The sequence below is a fragment of the Spirosoma gilvum genome (genome assembly GCF_054776815.1).
The window spans coordinates 194,776-210,391 of the sequence record NZ_BAAHBH010000003.1 but is presented as its reverse complement, the minus strand read 5'-3'; the positions used below and the strand labels follow the sequence as shown (position 1 = coordinate 210,391).

Sequence of the window (15,616 nt, the reverse complement as noted above, 5' to 3'; positions counted from 1 at the left end):
ATTTTCAATCACTACAGTTATCCGAACTGAGATTTTGTCATTCTGAGGAACGAAGACTCTCAAACTTCTCATGAGTTAGGCTTGAGATTCTTCGTTCCTCAGAATGACAAAGTGAGATCATTTTACCTGATCAGTGTGCCAGCAGCCAGTTTTCACCGACACCGATGCCGGTTTCCATTCGAACGGCCATGGGGATGGCGTTTTTCATAATGTCGTTAACGCGAGTGCTTAGTAACTCTATTTCATCGCGATGGGCGTCGAATACGAGTTCGTCGTGGACAGTCAGGATCATTTTTGACTTCAATCGCTCCTGCTGCATGAACTCGTGGATGCGAATCATGGCAATTTTGAGCATATCGGCAGCACTTCCCTGAATAGGCGCATTCACGGCGTTACGCTCGGCAAACATCCGGTCGGTCTGGTTGCGGGAGTTAATGTCGCGCAGGTACCGTCGGCGGCCCAGAATCGTTTCTGCATAGCCAAATCCGCGTGCTTTTTCGATGCATTGATCGATGTAATCTTTTACGGCCGGGAAACCCGCAAAATACTCCTCAATGATCTGAGCGGCTTCTTTACGGGGAATCTTCAGGCGCTGCGACAAACCGAAGGATGAAATGCCATAGATAATCCCAAAGTTGATCGTCTTGGCTTTCCGACGCATATCGCTCGTTACCTCATCCAGCCCTACATGGAAAACTTTGCTGGCCGTCTGGGTATGAATATCGACGCCGTTGTTGAACGCATCCAGCATGGTTTTATCGCCACTGAAAGCCGCCATGATCCGCAGCTCAATCTGTGAATAGTCGGCCGACATAATCAGAAACTCTGGTCCACGAGGTACAAATGCTTTCCGAATCTCCTGCCCGCGTGGGGTACGGATCGGAATGTTTTGCAGGTTCGGATTCACCGACGACAACCGTCCAGTAGCCGCTACCGCCTGATTGAAGGATGTATGAATACGGCCCGTTCGCTTGCTGATCAGGGTTGGCAGTACGTCGACATACGTATTTTTAAGCTTGACCAGTTCACGGTAGTCCAGAATCTTCCGGGCAATCTCGTGCTCTACTTCCAGCTTCGACAGGATTTCTTCGCCCGTAGCATACTGACCCGTTTTGGTCTTTTTGGCGTTCTTATCAAGCTTCAACTTTTCAAATAGCACTTCGCCCAACTGCTTTGGCGAACCGATGTTGAACGGTTCACCAGCAATGTCGAAGATCTCCTGCTGTACCTGACGCATATCGACCTCCAGCGTAGCCGACAGTTCGGCTAGCGCGTTGGTGTCGATGGTCACGCCTTCGAGTTCCAGATCGGTCAGGACGCGAACGAGCGGCATTTCAACCTGATCGAATAGTTTGTACAGGTTGTCTTTTTCGAGCCGGGGAGCAAAGGTTTCTTTCAGTTGCAGGGTAACGTCAGCATCTTCACCGGCATAATCCACCACTTTCTGAACATCTACATCGCGCATGGTGAGCTGACCTTTGCCTTTTTTACCGATTAGCGATTCGATTTCGACCGGGCTGTAGTTCAGGTACGTCATGGCCATCATGTCCATGTTATGGCGCATTTCGGGCTCAATGAGGTAGTGGGCAATCATTGTATCGAACAGTTTACCCTGTACTTCCACACCATACTTTTTCAGCATCAGCAGGTCGTACTTCAGGTTTTGCCCAATCTTATGGATGGCTGGATTTTCCAGGACAGGTTTAAACTGATCGACAACGGCCTGCGCTTCAGCCCGGTCTTCGGGGACGGGCACATAGAAGGCTTCGCCCGTGCGATAGGCAAACGATAACCCAACCAGGTCAGCTTCGACAGGGTCAATAGCCGTCGTTTCCGAATCGAAACAGATACTCTCCTGAAGGTTCAGGTAATGCACCAGACTCGCCCGCAATTCGGGCGTATCGACCAGCCGATAATCGTGCTTGACCGACAGAATCGTTTTCCGACGTTCGGGCTGGTTTTCGTCCAGTTCATAGTCTGGATAAACATCGAGATAAGCCGGTTCTTCGGTCACTTCTGCTCCCGGTTTATCGTCGGTCGTAATGGTTTCGGTAACCTTGCCTGGCGTAGCTTCTGTACCCGACGCCACTGGCACCTTAACCGGAGTTTCTTTCCCCGAACCGCTGGACCGTCCAGCCCCCCTCTCCTGTTTTGGGAGAGGGGCCGGAGGTGAGGGCTTACCATCAAAATCAAACGGCAAATCATCCGCTCCTGAGGGATTTACCGCACTCATATTTGGGAATGGTAGGAACGCCGGCGACGAATCACTCGGTGAATCGAACAGGTTCATCTGTCCCGATTTACCACCCGCTTTGAATGCTTCTGGTAGCGGTTTCTCGTCGTAATCGGCTCCAAGTAGCCGGGTTTTCATCTGCCGGAATTCCAGTTCATCCAGCAAAGCCGATAATCTCGGTTTATCGTATTCGGTATGCCGAAGTTTATCTTCATCGAAGTCGACAGGAACGTCCAGATGAATGGTCGCCAGTTGCTTCGACAGTAACCCTTGCTGGGCAAAGTTGACAACGTTTTCTTTCTGCTTGCCTTTCAGTTGATCGGCGTTGGCAATCAGGTTTTCAATCGATCCGAAGTCGGCGATGAGTTTCTGCGCCGTTTTTTCGCCAATACCCGGAATACCCGGAATGTTATCGACCGAATCGCCCATCAGGCCAAGCATATCCGTCACCTGCTCAATCCGTTCGATTTGCCAACGATCCAGTACTTCCTGTACGCCCAGCTTTTCGGCCGGTTTGCCCATAAAGGCCGGCTTGTAAATATGGATATGCTCTTCGACTAACTGACCGTAATCTTTGTCGGGCGTCATCATATACACCTCAAAATCAGCCAGTGCTGCTTTCTTGGCGATGGTCCCGATAATATCGTCGGCTTCGTATCCTTCCAGAATCAGAATCGGGATATGCATGGCCTCTACAATCCGCTTGATATACGGCATAGCTACACTAATATCTTCGGGTTGCGATTGGCGGGTAGCCTTATACATCGGGAACTGTTCATGCCGGAAGGTCTTCTTGGCCGAATCGAAGGCCACACCGATATGGGTGGGTTTTTCTTTAGTCAGCACCTCGATCATAGCGTTCATAAATCCGAACACGGCTGACGTATTGACCCCGCGCGACGAAATACGGGGCGCTTTATTAAAGGCAAAATGAGCGCGGTAAATCAGAGCCAGCGCGTCTAATAAAAAGAGTTTTTTCTGTGGTTTGGCCATTCGATAGGAGTCACAAATCAATTCGCCAAAGGTCGAAAGACTTACGGACAATCAAGCGCTTTCGAGTAAACAAATTGACGAATTCAGGAGAGAAATTACGTATGTATAAAACACCTTCCGACGGGTTTTGATTCCGTTAAAATAGGGCTTAAACGCAAAGGTGCTGAGGTTCCGCAAAGATCGCAAAGATAGATAATGTTCTTCCTTACGATCTTTGCGGAACCTCAGCGCCTTTGCGTTTAAGCCATTTACTGTGGTAACAACAGCCGGTCGATGATATGTACCACACCGTTGGTAGCAGTAATGTCGGGGCCGGTAATGTTGGAAGCGGTCCCTCCGTTGCCTTTACCCGTTATCGTCAGAGCGGTTGTGCTGATACCAGCCGTAATGGTACCTCCTTGCTGAGTTGTCAGACTGGAACCATTGGTAATCAATGGGGTATACACACGACCTCCTAACAAATGATAACTGAGAACGCTGGTCAGGGCTGGAACGGTGGCTTTTGCGATAGCTGCTGAGTCATAACCTACGGCTTTAAAAGCGGCATCGGTCGGGGCAAAAACGGTAACCGGCCCAGCGGCTGTCAGTGAACTTACGGCACCCGTTTTGGCAACTGCCGCCTGAAGCAGCTTAAACGATGCCGATGGAATCAGCAATGGAATATTTTGAATCGTTGCGGCAATATCGCCAAAGGCGGGGGGGATCAATACCCGATCAATGGCATAAACAACGCCGTTACTAGCCTGTCCATCGGCCTGTAAAATGTGGGCTCCGTTGATCGAAATTGTACTCGACGTAACCGATGTGGTCGTTGAGGAGGCCGACGTCACTCTTGACATATAAACAGGTGCACCAGCCAGGGTTTGCTGAGGTGTATTTACGCCAACGGGAAGATCGGCAGAAGCGACCCGAGTACTCAGCACATGGTATTGTAAAATGGCTTTAATCAGATCAGTCGATGCTGAGTTAATGGCATTAACATCCCCGTATCCTAACAGTTTAAACGCGGCATCAGTCGGGGCAAATACGGTGTACGTTCCGGCCTGGCTCAGGGTTGCATCAAACCCAGCTTTAGCCACAGCCGCTTTCAGCAAGGTAAACTGACTACCCGTACTAATTAACTCATTAATGGTTGACAGTGTTGGAGGATTACTGTCGTCTTTCTTACAGGCTGAAAAGAATAGTGTCAGAACGATGGCAAAGGCGCCTAACAAGCCCCAGCTTCGTAGCATGGGGGCCTGACGTTGAGTGTGCATGATTGATTGGAAATTGGTGAATGTATTCAAAACAGGGTACTCGCATTCAAAGAACGACAATCCAGTAGATTTGTTTGGCAGGCAGTTATTGATTATAACCGTTTTATAATTGCTTTGTACTACAGTAGCGAGGAGTTAGGAGCGAGGAGTGAGAAGGCTGACGCGAAAGCAATAGAATGCGACAGCCATTCTCACTCCTCGCTCCTAACTACTAACTACTTTCATTAACGACAATAAAAATGCCTCAACCAAAATTTGCCCGAGAATCCATGACGGTTATGACCGAAATGGTACTTCCCAATGATACCAACACCCTGAACAATCTGATGGGCGGGCGCCTACTGCACTTCATGGACATTGCCGCAGCAATTGCGGCTCAAAAACACTCAAATCGAATTGTCGTGACGGCTTCGGTCGACAATGTCTCCTTTTCGGAACCCATCCGGCTGGGCAATATCGTGACCATGAAAGCACAGGTAACCCGCGCCTTCAGCTCGTCGATGGAAGTATTTATCGAGGTATGGGCCGAAGATATTCCGGCTGGGATTCGAGTCAGCACCAACAGTGCCTTTTACACCTTTGTGGCCGTTGACCAAAGTGGCCGACCAATTGAAGTACCCGCTGTGATTCCTGAAACGGCCGACGAAAAAGCCCGCTACGACAGTGCCCTTCGCCGTCGGCAACTCCGGCTGGTTCTGGCCGGACGAATGAATCCGCACGATGCCACAGAACTGCGCGAGTTTTTGAAAGTCTGAACCAGGATTTATATGATTGAACTGACCGACTATGATTTTGTATTAACGCTTTCTTCAAAAGCAATCACAGTCGGTCAGTTTAATCATATAAATCCCGGTTCGGATTAATAAGCCAGTTTCAGCGACTGCCAGGCTACCATTTGCCACTGCCCGCCTTTTTTTACATAGACCGACAGATAGCGCAGGTGGTTATTGACTGGATTACCATTGCTGGTCGCTTTGAGCATGCATAGCCCGTTGATGACAGCTGTATTGCCATAAACACGGACTTTTTGCTCTTCTATATCAATGGCCTGGTAGACGGTTTTTCCATCCCGGATCGACTCGACAAATGACGTTTTGGTGTCGGATACGCCACTTGAGTGATTATAAATCATATCACTGGCCAGTACGCGATCCAGCACAGCAAAGTCTTTATCAATCTGGGCAGTAAATCGCTTTTTTTCGGTAGCAATAACTGCTTTTTCATCTGCCGATGCTGGTTTAGTAGCTGTTGAGGCAGTAGCGGCAGCCGATGGAGCAACGGGTGTCTGTGCCCACAAACCATGGTAGCAGACAGCCAGGCAAAACATTAAGATGTATTTCATAGTCAGGAATAGACCTATTGGTTAAAATGCAATGGTTCGTTTCCTTTCAAAGAATAGCCTTTCGGTATTCTACCGCACTTGACGAGTGCATAAAAAAAACCGGCCAATGGCCGGTTCGTAATCGGGTATCAGATGGTTCGATCAACTGATTGGTCATTTACGTTACTTCTTCGTACCAGTAATATCTCCCCGTTTGGTGAGGGTAACGCCCAGTTGTACGGTTTCGGCGGTTGTATTGAGCGTAAACGTTTTCTCCTGTACCACAAACTGGCCCTGAGCTACATATTGAGCATCGTAGGTTTTACCACCAAAGACAAGAGGCTCGCTGTTTTTATCCACAATCGTAAACGTAGCGTTGGTCAATTCGGCTGTCACAGTCTGCTTGGTTGCCCCATTGAAGAGTAGTTCCAGCGAAACCTGATTATCCGCCTGAGCTTTGGCAACCGTAATCTGGACCGTACCCACTTCAGGGTCACTGGCGGGCAAGGTGTTATTTATGTAAAGCGTTGATCGGTAATTTCCGGTATATACTCCCAAGTATTGATCGCGGGGATCGACAACATCAGTGCCTCCATTTTTTTTACAGGATGTAGCCAGGAAACCAATAGCCAGTAGGGCTAGTAACGTAGTGCAAAAGGATCGAACGGCGTAATGAGTAGCCATGATAGTATGATTAGCGATGGGTTATGTTCACAGCTTTTCTATCAAACGCTGTGCCATGTTTTTTAGGTATAAACAGGCCTAAAAAGTGTGAATTTATAGGCATTTTTAAAATTATACGCTACAAAAATCGGCTTTCATTAATTTATTAGCTGATAGTATAGACAATTTTATTCTTTAAGAGTTATCCTGTTCAGGCAATTCAGCTTGACATGATAAAGATCCTGCGCATCACTCTTCTTTGGGCAAGCATCCTGTTTATAACGGATTGCAAACAGGCAACTAATGATCCCCAAACGACTGGCTGTCAACCGCCAGCGACCTTAGTAGCACAGGCTCCCTGCGAAAGTGGTTACCCAGGTGCTCTGCTGGTCGCTTCTGATTATCAGGGCAACTCGTCAAATCAACTCATCTATGACATTTACGTCCAGAAAGACACCCTTTCCAATGATCTGACAAAAAGTACGTATAAAAATGCGTCGAATAATCAGATTATTATTTCCGAAACCATACTCCAAAACGCACCCAAATTCGTGGTTCAGGTTACCCTTAACTGTGGTGGGAAAGACTACCCATCTCCAGTTTTTTCGTTTGTAAAACGGCCTACAGCCAGTTCAGGCTGTTACGTCTGGGCCTTACAGAAACAGTAGCCTGCCTGTATTTCTTACTCTATCAGCTTATCGTTAACTCGCACATTTTTGAGAGTAAGTCCCCAGACAACCCGTTTGTCGATAGCCGCATTTTTGCTTTCGACCCTGAAGTTCTCGAAGGTGAAGTTGGTCAGTTTGTCGTTTTCAGAGACCGCCACATCAAAGAACGTATCACAGTTAAGTTCAATGTTTTTCAGCGTTACATGATCGGAGAACGAGATCGGGATGTCTTTACGGCCCTGTAGGTCAAAAAACTGAGTCCAGGGTTTTGCGTATAAAAGACTACGCGCCTGTCCTTTTATATTTTCCACGGTAATGTATTCATAAAGCTGTGGTGTATCGGGCCGCATCTTGAGCCACAACACCCGGCTGGCCTCGCTGACATGGCAGTTGCGCATCACAATATTCCGGTTGTGAATAGCTTCGCTTCCGCAGGTGAGCGCCGAATGGCAGAAACCAAATTCACAGTCTTCAATGATGATGTTTGTATTAGCTCCATTGTTCGGCACCCGATCAGCCCAGGGACCTTTACCACCTTTCAGGGCAATAGCATCATCATTTACCGACATATAACAACCTTTGATCAATACATTGTTACAGGCATCAATGTCAATGGCATCTGTACTAGGGGCTTTCACAGGTTTGTAGGGCGAATAAATATGGGCATCCAGCACTTTCACGTTCTGGCACTGGTAGTAATGACTGGTCCAGAAACCGGCATTGTGCAGTTTGACATCCTGCACCTGCACGTTAGTACATTTCCAGATAAACACCAGCCGAGGACGCGACACTTCCAAATTGGTGCAGTTCGGATTTTCTTTACGCCGGGCCCAAAACGCTTCCCAGAAGTGTAAACCATTGCCGTCAATTGTCCCTTTGCCCGAAATGGTAAAGCCATTCACCTGATAAGCATTGACCAGCGCGGCAAAATAATCCAGACTTTGCCCCTCCATTCGAGATGGTAACTTTGGGTAGTCGGCAATATTATCAGAGCCTTTCAGCACTGCTCCTTCCGATACATACAGATGGGTTTTCGGCTTGAAGAAGAGGGCTCCGCTCATGAATGTCCCCTTCGGAATCACGATCACACCTCCGCCTTTTTGCGCGGCAGCATCGATAGCCTTCTGAATGGCTACCGTCTGCACCAGCGTACTGTCTTGCTTTACTCCAAAGTCCGTAATCACGTACGCCCTCCCGAGCTGGGCAAGGCTCACTTTTTGTATAGTCGTAAACCAGTTGCTTATCGGACTCCCATCAGGAAAGGAGGTATTTGTTGTCTTTTGGGCTATAAGCTGTACACTTCCAATAAGCGTAAAAGCGAGCGCAATAAGGTTTTTTTTCATTTTGAATAAGATTCAGCCGTAGGATCTGCCGGATTTTAAGGTGCAAGATGGACAGTCTTGTTAACTCATCCATCCTGCACCTTCGGGTATCTTGTCGTAAGATGGCTCAATTAATCTTAAACTACGCTGTCTATAGAACTCACTAGATTTTCTATTTTTACGAAAGCAACAAATTCTAGATGCAGCATTTCCTCTATGACTTCACACCCTAACCTTTCTCCTACAGCTTTCTGGGATGTGGATATGCAGAAGCTTGACTATGAAGTTAATGCTCAGTTCATTATTGAGAAGGTAATGAACTATGGGCTATGGGCTGATATTCTTGAAATTCTGCACTATTACGGTCACGAGCGGGTTAAAGCAGAAGTTATTCAGGCTGCTTATTTAAAAAAGAAAACCCTGTCATTCTGCTGCGCCATTTTTGCTCTCTCTCCCCAACAGTTCCGATGCTACACCCGTCAACAGTCGAGCCAACAACCCTGGAATTACTAAAGCGACTCATGCAACACCCATTGCTTGATCCATTTGCGTTAGCAGGCGGAACTAATTTAGCCCTCCAATTTGGACATCGTTTATCCGTAGACCTCGACTTGTTTACCGATCGAGCCTTTTCTGAGCAGGAAGTATTTGATGAACTCGTAACTGAATTTCCCACTTTAATCAAAACAGACGAAGCCAGACATACGCTGAGTCTCCTGATTGACGGAGTTAAGGTTGACCTACTGGCCCATCGTTATCCGGTCCTTAGCCCATTTATTCAAGATGAGGGTATTCGGTTATGGTCTCTTGAAGACATTATCGCTATGAAATTAGGAGCGGTTAGTGGACGCGGAGCCAAAAAGGATTTTTGGGATATAGCCGAACTGCTCAATCACTTCTCCTTAACAGAGATGCTCCACTGGTTTATAGTGAAATATCCTAACAGCGACCCTGGCTATGTGATTCGTTCATTAACCTATTTTGACGACGCAGATCAACAGACAGACCCGGTTACCCTAAAAAACATCACATGGCCGCAAGTGAAAGACAAGGTTATACAAGCCGTTCGAACTTTAGTATAGGTTGACAAGAATGCTTTTCATCCTCAACCGATTACAGAACTCGTTCAAAAAATCCTTGTCTTGCACTATTACTGTCCTAGCCGGATTTCCTATTTTTACCAAAGGAACAAAATCCCGTTAATCAGGAAAATCATATAAATCCTGGTTCAGAAAGTTTAGACCCATGCAATTCTCCCACCTCCACTGCCATACCCAATACTCCCTGCTCGACGGGCAGGCCGACATTAAGAAGCTGATTAAGAAGGCCAAAGCCGACAATATGCCCGCCGTTGCTATCACCGACCATGGCAATATGTTTGGTGTATTCGAGTTTGTTGCCGAAGCCAGTAAGCAGGGTATCAAACCGATTGTGGGGTGTGAATTTTATGTGGTGGACGATCATACGCGCAAGCAGTTTACCAAAGAGCAGAAGGACATTCGCTATCACCAACTGCTACTGGCCAAAAATCCGCAGGGCTACAAAAACCTGGCGAAACTTTGTTCGCTGGGTTATATGGAAGGGCTTTACGGCAAATACCCACGCGTAACCAAGGCGCTAATCGATAAGTATAAGGAAGGGCTCATTGCAACGACCTGTTGCATCGGTGCCATTGTGCCGAAAACGATCCTGAAAAAAGGCGAAGAGGCTGCCGAAATCGAATTTAAGTGGTGGCTCGATCGGTTTGGCGAAGACTACTATGTTGAATTACAACGGCACGAAATTCCCGATCAGATCAAAGCCAATGAAGTGCTGGTCAAGTTCGCCCGGAAATACAACGTCAAGATTATTGCTTCCAATGATTCGCACTATGTAGACCGCGATGACTGGGTAGCGCACGATATTCTGCTCTGCGTGAATACGGGCGAAAAGCAAAGCACACCGTCGATGAAGGAGTTCAACGACGAAGAGGCTATGCCCAAGAATACACGCTTTGCATTCTTTTCTGATCAGTTCTATTTCAAGAACACGCAGGAAATGAGCACGTTGTTTCATGATCTACCCGAAGCCATCGACAACACCAACGAGATTGTCGATAAGGTTGAGGTGTTGAAACTCAAGCGGGATATTCTGCTGCCCAACTTCCCAATTCCCCAGGAATTTCAGATCCATACCGACGACGTTGCTAACCAGTGGGAGTACCTCAAGCACCTGACCTTTGAAGGAGCGAAAAAACGCTGGGGCGAAATTGACCAGAAAGCCCAGGAACGACTTGACTTTGAGCTATTCACGATCAAGACAATGGGATTTGCCGGGTACTTCCTCATCGTAGCCGACTTCATCAAGGCTGGCCGTGATCTGGGCGTGATGGTAGGCCCTGGCCGGGGAAGTGCCGCCGGTAGTGCTGTCGCTTATTGCATTGGGATTACCAATATTGACCCCATTAAGTACGACCTGCTGTTCGAGCGTTTCCTCAACCCCGACCGGAAGTCAATGCCCGATATTGATACGGACTTCGACGACGAAGGCCGTCAGCGGGTAATCGATTACGTGGTCGATAAATACGGAAAGCAACAGGTAGCCGCGATTGTTACGTATGGTACGATGGCCGCTAAATCGTCGATTAAAGATGTAGGGCGGGTAATGGACCTTCCGCTCCCCGATGCCAACGCGCTGGCCAAACTCGTGCCCGATAAGCCAACGTATAACATGACACTCAAGCGAATCTTCGAGGACCCTATCGATGGGCCTGGTGGACTTGCGAGCGTTATTCAGCCCGATGAGGTCGAGAACGTAAAACGGATGCGGGCTCTCGAAGCGGGCGATCAGTCGGTAGGGCGGGCTATGAAGCTGATCGATACGGAGAAAGTGCAGAACGTACTGCAACAGGCGCGTCGACTGGAAGGAACCGTACGAAACACGGGTGTTCATGCTGCCGGAATCATCATTGCCCCCGATGATCTGTCGAACATCGTGCCGGTATCAACATCCAAAGATACGAACCTGATTATAACCCAATATGAGGGAAAGGTTATTGAGGATGCGGGGGTTATTAAGATGGACTTTTTGGGTCTTCGCAACCTCACCATCATTAAAGAATGCCTGCGGCTCATCAAGCAAAATCACGGGGGCTTTTTTATCAACGGTGTTGAAACCGACATTGACGATATTCCGTTAGACGACCCTAAGGCTTATGAACTGTTCCAGCGGGGTGAAACCAACGCTATTTTCCAGTTCGAATCCGACGGAATGAAGAAGCACATGAAAGACCTGAAGCCTGACCGCTTCGGGGACCTCATTGCGATGAATGCCCTCTACCGACCCGGCCCAATTGCTTATATCCCTAACTACATTGCCCGCAAACATGGCCGCGAAGAAGTGAAGTACGACCTCCCCGAAATGGAGGAATTCCTGGCCGATACCTACGGCATTACGGTTTATCAGGAGCAATTGATGCTGCTGTCGCAGAAGCTGGGCAACTTCACCAAAGGGGATGCCGACGTGCTGCGGAAAGCGATGGGTAAGAAAGACCGGGCGACCCTCGATAAGATGAAGGGCAAATTTATGGACGGTTGTTCGGCCAATAATCTTCCCCTAAAAACCTGCGAGAAAATCTGGACCGACTGGGAAGCCTTCGCATCCTACGCGTTCAATAAATCGCACTCGACCTGTTACGCGTTTGTCGCCTACCAGACGGCTTATCTGAAAACGTACTACCAGTCAGAATACATGGCTGCCGTATTAACCAGTAGCTTAGGCAACATTGAAAAGATCACGTTCTTCCTCGAAGAATGTAAAAACCTTGGCATTCCCGTACTTGGCCCTGATGTAAACGAATCGGAGCGTGTATTTGGTGTGAATAACAAAGGGGAAATCCGGTTTGGATTGGGTGGTATCAAAGGGGCAGGTGATGCGGCTGTCGAAGCCATCATTGAGGAACGGCAGGCAGGTGGTCCATACAAAGACATTTTTGACTTTGCGATTCGGGTCAACCTCCGCACCGTTAACAAGAAAACCCTCGAATCGCTCGCTTATGCAGGTGCGTTCGATGCGCTTGACGAGTATCATCGGGCGCAGTACTTCGACATTCCAGTTGGGGAAACCAGTGCTTATCTGGAAAAAATAATCCGTTACGCCAACAACTACCACGCCGAGAAAGCCGCAGCGCAGCAGTCGCTGTTTGGTGCTTTGACCGGTGGCGAACCGATGCTACCCCGCCCGAAAGCGCCAACGGTGCCCGAATGGAATCAGATCGAAAAGCTAAAATTCGAGAAAGATGTGGTGGGTTTCTACATTACCGGCCACCCGCTTGATGAGTTTAAGCTCGAGCTGGAAGGTTTTTGTAATTGCACGCTCGACAAAATTTACGAAATCAAGGCTCCTGAAATTAAAGTGGCGGGTATTGTGTCGGCCATGCAAACGAAAATCGCCAAAAACGGTAACCCGTTCTGCATTTTCAAGATTGAGGATTACAGCACCTCTATAGAAATGGCCCTTTTTGGAGATGATTACGTTCGTCTTGGGCAGTATATTGAAGTCGGTCGTTTTCTGCACATTACGGGTAAAACGCAAAACCGCTGGAATTCCGAGAATCTGGAGTTTAAACCTATAACCATTCGGTTATTGAGCGAGATGCGCGAGAAATTCTGTAAGGAAGTCCGCGTATCGCTAACGCTGGATTCGGTGAATGCCCAGTTAATCAGTCAGATCAACGAACTGGTCAATGCGCATCCAGGCACTTGCTCCCTGTCGCTCAATGTAATTGACCCTATCGAACGGATCGAGGTCAGTTTACAGGCACGAACCCTGAAGGTATTCCCGGCCAACACCTTCCTGCGTGCGCTGGAAGCCATGGACGGGGTCACCTGCAAGGTGGCGTAGGATTCGGAACTAATCGGACTGAAAACGGTTTATGTGGGAGAAACAAGTTAAACTAATAAACTATTTTCACTCATGGCAGCAGGATCACTTGCCGTAGAAGCAACCGACGCGAACTTCAACGAACTCATAAATTCTGATAAACCTGTTTTAGTAGACTTCTGGGCTGAATGGTGCGGCCCTTGTCGGATGGTAGGCCCGGTTGTTGAACAACTCGCCAGCGAATACGAAGGGAAAGCCGTTGTCGCCAAAATGGACGTAGACCAGCATTCGCAGGTTCCAGCCAAATTTGGTATCCGCAGCATCCCAACGCTGATGATCTTCAAAAACGGTCAGTTAGTCGATAAAGTAATCGGTGCCGTTCCCAAGAACGTACTGGAACAAAAACTGCAAGGCGCTCTAGAGCCCGCAGCGATATAAATTTTTAGAGGAACAAGGAAAAGGGACGAAAGGAGAAAAGGAGTTGCGTTTGCATTCCTTTTCTCCCTTCGTCCCTTTTCCTTGTTCCCATTTTTATACCAACATCCGCATCGGATCTTCGAGCAGTTGCTTCACCGTTTGTAGGAAAGCAGCCCCTGTAGCGCCATCCACTACGCGGTGGTCGCAGGAGAGCGTTACTTTCATGACGTTGGTTGGTTTAGCCACCTCGCCCTCAAACTTTACAGTCTGCTTGATCGTGCCTATCGCCAGAATGCAGGAATCGGGTGGGTTGATGATCGCAGTAAACTCGTCGATGCCAAACATACCCAGATTCGAGATCGAGAATGTGCTACCTTCCCAATCTTTCGGCTGTAGTTTTTTGTCTTTTGCTTTACCGGCCAGATCTTTTACTTCGCCCGAAATGGTCGACAGCGTTTTCTGATCGGCATTGCGAATAACCGGCACCAGCAGCCCTTCATCAACGGCTACGGCAACACCGATATTCACGTATTTATATTTACGGATTTTATCACCCAGCCAAGACGAATTTACATTCGGGTGCTGTTTCAACGCCAGAGCAGCCGCTTTGATTACGAAATCATTGAACGATACTTTTACGGGACTTACGGCATTGACCGTACCACGCAACTCCATCGCCTTGTCCATGTTGATTTCCATGGTCAGGTAGAAATGTGGAGCGGTAAACAGACTTTCGCTCAGGCGACGGGCAATGGTTTTCCGCATCTGACTGACCGGAACATCTTCGTATTCGCCCCCAACGGATGTTGCAGCAGGTGTAGGCACTGCTGGTGCCGTAGGAGTTGGTGTTGCGGCCGGTACCTGTGCAGGCTGAGCCGTTGGTTGGGCTGGTGCAGGTTTAGCAGCCGGAGCAGCTCCAGGAACAAACGATTCTACATCGCTCTTCACAATACGGCCTTCCGGACCAGTACCATGTACCTGCGCCAGATTAATCCCTTTATCGGCAGCAATAGCCTTCGCCAGAGGGGATGCTTTGACTCGTCCATTTGAGCCTTGTTCGTCTCCGGAGGCACCAGCATACGATAAGTCCGTATCGGCGTTGGCGGGTACACTCGTCTGTGGATTTTGCTGAGCGGTAGCACTACCACCTTCACCGGTAGCAGCCGGAGCAGGTGAGCCACCTCCTTCAAGGAGTACTTTAAAGTTTGCTCCTTTTTCTCCGACAACAGCGATAACATCATCAACGGCTACCGACGAACCCTCTTTCACACCAATGTAAAGCAATGTGCCTTCTTCGTAGGCTTCGAGGTCCATGGTTGCCTTATCGGTTTCAACCTCGGCCAATACATCACCCGACTTTACCGTGTCGCCTTCTTTTTTATGCCAGGCAACGATGGTTCCTTCAGTCATGGTGTCGCTCATTTTCGGCATCCGAATGACCGAAGCATTTACTTTCTCAGCCGGAGCTGCTGAAACAGCCTGCTGATCGGGTAATTTTGTGGTAGCCTCGTTGCTGACGCTATTGGCCGGAGCAGGTGCTGTGCTGGAGGCAGGAGCTACTTCCTGACTTCCACCACTGGACCCGCTGAGTAACGCTTTGTAGTCTTCACCTTCGGCTCCGATCACGGCCAATACGCCATCGACCGGTACAGAAGCGCCTTTTTCAACACCGATATAAAGCAGGGTTCCTTCCTCATACGATTCGAGATCCATGGTTGCCTTATCGGTTTCAACTTCGGCCAGTATATCGCCGGACTTTACTTTATCGCCCACTTTCTTGTGCCACTCCGCAATGACGCCTTCGGTCATGGTGTCGCTCATTTTGGGCATTCGAATTAATTCAGCCATAATTTAGCTATGTGTATATCGGTTTATACGAAAGA

12 protein-coding genes are annotated in these 15,616 nt (G+C 48.4%); 6 read left to right on the top strand and 6 right to left on the bottom strand.

Annotated features, from left to right (window positions below; translation table 11 throughout):
* Nucleotides 1–130 precede the first annotated feature (130 nt).
* Nucleotides 131–3,226 carry a DNA polymerase I gene (gene polA, locus ACYVFD_RS09225; RefSeq protein ID WP_461089619.1) on the bottom strand — a complete coding sequence of 1,032 codons (3,096 nt, stop codon included), beginning with the start codon at nucleotides 3,224–3,226 and terminating at the stop codon, nucleotides 131–133.
* Nucleotides 3,227–3,474: 248 nt separating this feature from the next.
* Nucleotides 3,475–4,482 (bottom strand): fasciclin domain-containing protein, encoded by a 1,008-nt coding sequence (locus ACYVFD_RS09220; protein ID WP_461089618.1) that lies wholly within the window; start codon nucleotides 4,480–4,482, stop codon nucleotides 3,475–3,477.
* A 239-nt stretch (nucleotides 4,483–4,721) separates the two neighbouring features.
* Between ACYVFD_RS09220 and ACYVFD_RS09215 the strand changes: the two genes are divergently transcribed.
* On the top strand, nucleotides 4,722–5,237 hold the full coding sequence (locus tag ACYVFD_RS09215; RefSeq protein WP_461089617.1) for an acyl-CoA thioesterase: 516 nt from the start codon (nucleotides 4,722–4,724) through the stop codon (nucleotides 5,235–5,237).
* A gap of 104 nt (nucleotides 5,238–5,341) precedes the next feature.
* Here ACYVFD_RS09215 and ACYVFD_RS09210 read toward each other — a convergent pair whose 3' ends face one another.
* Nucleotides 5,342–5,824 carry a nuclear transport factor 2 family protein gene (locus ACYVFD_RS09210; protein WP_461089616.1) on the bottom strand — a complete coding sequence of 161 codons (483 nt, stop codon included), beginning with the start codon at nucleotides 5,822–5,824 and terminating at the stop codon, nucleotides 5,342–5,344.
* Nucleotides 5,825–5,986: 162 nt separating this feature from the next.
* Complete coding sequence (locus tag ACYVFD_RS09205; RefSeq protein WP_461089615.1) at nucleotides 5,987–6,487, bottom strand: hypothetical protein; 501 nt, start codon at nucleotides 6,485–6,487, stop codon at nucleotides 5,987–5,989.
* Between the two features lie 209 nt (nucleotides 6,488–6,696).
* Between ACYVFD_RS09205 and ACYVFD_RS09200 the strand changes: the two genes are divergently transcribed.
* Entirely contained in the window at nucleotides 6,697–7,134 is a 438-nt protein-coding gene (locus ACYVFD_RS09200; protein WP_461089613.1) for a hypothetical protein, read from the top strand.
* Nucleotides 7,135–7,148: 14 nt separating this feature from the next.
* Here ACYVFD_RS09200 and ACYVFD_RS09195 read toward each other — a convergent pair whose 3' ends face one another.
* Nucleotides 7,149–8,477 (bottom strand): rhamnogalacturonidase, encoded by a 1,329-nt coding sequence (locus ACYVFD_RS09195; RefSeq protein WP_461089612.1) that lies wholly within the window; start codon nucleotides 8,475–8,477, stop codon nucleotides 7,149–7,151.
* A gap of 195 nt (nucleotides 8,478–8,672) precedes the next feature.
* Between ACYVFD_RS09195 and ACYVFD_RS09190 the strand changes: the two genes are divergently transcribed.
* The 4 genes from ACYVFD_RS09190 (at nucleotide 8,673) to trxA (ending at nucleotide 13,754) form a co-directional block, all read left to right on the top strand.
* Entirely contained in the window at nucleotides 8,673–8,969 is a 297-nt protein-coding gene (locus ACYVFD_RS09190) for a DUF6922 domain-containing protein (protein WP_461089610.1), read from the top strand.
* Between the two features lie 8 nt (nucleotides 8,970–8,977).
* On the top strand, nucleotides 8,978–9,538 hold the full coding sequence (locus ACYVFD_RS09185; RefSeq protein ID WP_461089608.1) for a nucleotidyl transferase AbiEii/AbiGii toxin family protein: 561 nt from the start codon (nucleotides 8,978–8,980) through the stop codon (nucleotides 9,536–9,538).
* Nucleotides 9,539–9,701: 163 nt separating this feature from the next.
* Nucleotides 9,702–13,337, top strand: coding sequence for a DNA polymerase III subunit alpha (gene dnaE, locus ACYVFD_RS09180; RefSeq protein WP_461089607.1), 3,636 nt, complete (start codon nucleotides 9,702–9,704; stop codon nucleotides 13,335–13,337).
* Between the two features lie 72 nt (nucleotides 13,338–13,409).
* Complete coding sequence (trxA, locus tag ACYVFD_RS09175; RefSeq protein WP_020595105.1) at nucleotides 13,410–13,754, top strand: thioredoxin; 345 nt, start codon at nucleotides 13,410–13,412, stop codon at nucleotides 13,752–13,754.
* 93 nt (nucleotides 13,755–13,847) lie between these two features.
* Here the strand turns inward: trxA and ACYVFD_RS09170 are convergent, their stop codons facing one another.
* Entirely contained in the window at nucleotides 13,848–15,581 is a 1,734-nt protein-coding gene (locus tag ACYVFD_RS09170) for a pyruvate dehydrogenase complex dihydrolipoamide acetyltransferase (RefSeq protein WP_461089606.1), read from the bottom strand.
* Nucleotides 15,582–15,616: the final 35 nt, after the last annotated feature.